We start from the raw sequence: 3,218 nt of genomic DNA on the forward strand, positions 1-3,218 counted from the left end.
CTAAACCCCCAATTAGAATAGAGAACAATTCTGTTTTTTTTCTTGGGAATCATTTTATTTATTTTATAAGTAAAATCACTTACTTTAAAAAGTAAGGGTTTTAAATAGTTGATCATTCTCTTTTTAAACCTTGCTTATAAATTTCTTTTAAATTTTGAACATTTTCTTCAATGTCAAACCGCTTTAGGTGTTCATTCAGCTGTCGTTGCTTCTCCTTGAAAGGCATCTTTTCGATATAGTTTACCCATTTGGCCTTATCTAGTGGCATAGCTGTACAAAGTTCATCAACAATCTGAGTTGTTGGATCAATTGTTTCATTCATGATAATATTGACTCCAGAACATTGAGCTTCTACCAGTACAATTGGGAAACCTTCATACAAAGAAGGAAAGGCAAAAATATCAAAGGCTGAATAAAATTTATGAACATCTTCTCTTTTTCCTGTGAAGATGATATTCTTCAATTTCTTACTTTTTTCTTCTAAAACGGTACGATCTGGCCCTTCACCAACAAAGAAAAAAGTAACATCAGGCAATTCTTTAGCAATTTCAATCAAAAAATTCTGATTTTTGAAAGGATTTAAAATACCAATCATCCCAACTACTTTTTGATGTTCAGCTATATGAAACTCTTTGCGAATTTCTTCTCGAAAAGTTGGAGAAAACCGATACTTGTTGATGTCAATTGCATTTGGAAGGATTTGAAATTCTTTTTTTCCAAATATCTTCAATCCAGCTAATTGACCACAAGAGATACGATGGGTCGCATTTTTCAAAGCTAAAAAGACCAAAAATTGATTGCGAATACTTTTTAACCAAGTGTCTGAAAATTGGCTACTATGGTTGTGGTAAATCCTAACTGGAACACCATTTTTTCGAGCATAGTAATTATGTATAAAAGCGGTTATAGGATTATGAACATGTAGAATGTCAATTTTATTATTTTCATAAAATTGTCGGCACTCTCTCGCATAGGCAAATAGTTTAGAAATCTTTAGGCAAGGAAAAACAATGCGTTTGATTTCTTTTTCATCTAGGTATTGATTAAATGGGAAATGAGCCTCTCCATTTGACTCTCCAACCATATATTCAAACTCTTGATCATTATTTGGGATATGATTTTTGATAAAACTTTGTACCCCACTCATGGTATTCCTTACACCACCTGTTACATGTAAGACCTGATATTTCATCCTAGTTTCCTTGATTCAAATCATTCTTTATCTTAGAAGTTGAAATTTCTTTTGTTCGTGATAGGTAAACAACCTCTATTCCCAAATCACTTAAATAATCAAATTTTCCCTGCCAATCATCTCCAATGACAAACACATCAGCATGATACTTTTCTATGTCTGAGGTTTTTTGATCCCAATTTTCTTCTGGTATGACGAGATCCACATATCTGATAGCCTCTAATAGAGATTTTCTTTCTTCGTAATCAAAATAACATTCTTTATTTTTTTCTAGTCTATTAAATTCATTGGTAGAAAGCCCGACAATGAGATAATCTCCCAAAGCTTTTGCCCTTTTTAAAAGATTAATATGACCGTAATGCAATAAATCAAATGTTCNATATGTAATGACCCTCTTCATATCTTCTTAACCACCTCTACATCTTCTCTCATTTTTTTCTTATAGACCCATTTCCTAATTGAATTCGGAAGAATTCGAATTGCATTACGAAGGAAAATATTTCTAACAAATTCTATTAAACTAATATCTCCTCTACGGTAAAAATCTAATTGAAGAACAAAGTCTGTTTTCACGTACAAGAAACCTCCTCTACGTAGGTAACTGGAATCATTTGTCTGCATGACTACTAAAGGTTCTTGGAGGTTTAAAAAATCCTTAGTTGGATTGTCGTGTAATAGTCTCATTGTGAGATCATAATCCTCTAAGTAACGAAATTTACGATAATTACCAGCCTTCAAGATATACTCTTTTTTCATCATACTCGATGGATTATTAAAGGGATTTCTCATTTTCGAATATTGACGAATTTCGGCTGTAGTTTCTGGTACTTTCTTTAAAGCGGTAAACTCTGTATTTTTTTCTAGGATATTGGAACCAACCATAATGAGGTTGGGATTTTTTTCAAAGGCAGCTAATTGTTTCTCAAATCTTGTTTCTAGAGAATAATCATCACTGTCCATTCTTGCAATGAATTCTGTTTGACATTGATTAACTCCAAAGAGGGAAGCTGGTCCAGAACCTAGGTTTTTAGGTAAATAGAAAACCTTTAAAATCGGGATTTCTCTCTGCAACTTTTCGATTTCTCTATCTAGCTCTTCTGTCAATACACCATCACAAACTAAAATGATTTCTGTTGGTTTAATGGTCTGATGATAAGAGCTTAGCAAACTTTTCCTTAAATTTCTAGGAGTTTCTTTTTTATATACTGTAGTTAAAACTGAAAATTTCATTTTATAACCCCTAAACCTAATTCCCAATTAACCAATCTACAATAACTGAACGGTAGGGAACGACATGGTACCAGTCAACTTTAAAATAAACAATGACCAGAAAGATTGAAGCATAAACCAATATTACCAAATAAAATAAAATCCACTGAACTTTTTTGTCACCTATTTTAGATAAAATCATGGGGATATATAGGCAAATAAAGGGGGTAAAGTAGTGTGCGAATCTACCAAAAAGGCTTGTTTGCAAAGTTGACGCGGTAAGTAAAAAGGAGATAAAGAACAGACTTCTTATATATTCTTCTTCAGTCGATAATTTTTTCTTTCTAATCACTACTTCTCCAAAGACCAGAACTATACCATACCAAATTGTTAAAAATATTGGTGCCCATTTATTGCTTTCCAAAAACCATGATGATTCCAGATAGGAAGTATACTGAGAAAAGAAAGAAATAAAGGTAGTGGCAATTTGTTTGATAAAAGGAAAGATGATAAGAAATAAAATGAACACAAATTGGTATGTTCTTTTATTTAAAACGATTTTTTTTAGGGGGAAAAATAAGAAACAGACGATACCAGATGTATGAAATAAGGGAGTTAGTAGGATAAATATCGATGCTAAAACCTTCTTGTTTTTTACTAAGTAGTGAAATCCTAAAAAACTTAAAGCAATCGCCAGACCTTGTCTGATATTTGATAAAGAATAAAAAAAGAGTCCTAACGAGCTGAAGTAAATAAGTAAACTCATGTAAACATTTTTAGAATGCTTATAAAGAACAAAAAACCAGGAAAATAAGGT

4 protein-coding genes are annotated in these 3,218 nt (G+C 32.0%); all 4 read right to left on the reverse strand.

Annotation, left to right across the window (positions count from 1 at the left end; translation table 11 throughout):
* Nucleotides 1-112: 112 nt before the first annotated feature.
* Nucleotides 113-1,192: a glycosyltransferase gene (locus D8837_RS09060; protein ID WP_125456852.1), complete on the reverse strand. Its 1,080-nt coding sequence runs from the start codon at nucleotides 1,190-1,192 to the stop codon at nucleotides 113-115.
* Nucleotide 1,193: 1 nt separating this feature from the next.
* A complete protein-coding gene (gene tagD, locus D8837_RS09065) occupies nucleotides 1,194-1,592 on the reverse strand; it encodes a glycerol-3-phosphate cytidylyltransferase (RefSeq protein WP_125456853.1) in 399 nt (132 codons plus the stop codon).
* Nucleotides 1,589-2,422 carry a glycosyltransferase gene (locus D8837_RS09070; protein ID WP_125456854.1) on the reverse strand — a complete coding sequence of 278 codons (834 nt, stop codon included), beginning with the start codon at nucleotides 2,420-2,422 and terminating at the stop codon, nucleotides 1,589-1,591. Before D8837_RS09070 ends, tagD begins: the two co-directional genes overlap by 4 nt.
* A gap of 16 nt (nucleotides 2,423-2,438) precedes the next feature.
* A partial coding sequence (locus tag D8837_RS09075; protein ID WP_142999004.1) for an EpsG family protein occupies nucleotides 2,439-3,218 on the reverse strand: 780 nt, incomplete at its 5' end.

Origin of the sequence: Streptococcus mitis (assembly GCF_003942965.1) — a bacterium.
In the GTDB taxonomy this organism is placed as follows: domain Bacteria; phylum Bacillota; class Bacilli; order Lactobacillales; family Streptococcaceae; genus Streptococcus; species Streptococcus mitis_BH.

Excerpts from the sequence above, each read along its gene's own strand:
- D8837_RS09060 (WP_125456852.1), bottom strand. The coding sequence starts at position 1,192 with ATGAAATATCAGGTCTTACATGTAACAGGTGGTGTAAGGAATACCATG.
- D8837_RS09070 (WP_125456854.1), bottom strand. The coding sequence starts at position 2,422 with ATGAAATTTTCAGTTTTAACTACAGTATATAAAAAAGAAACTCCTAGA.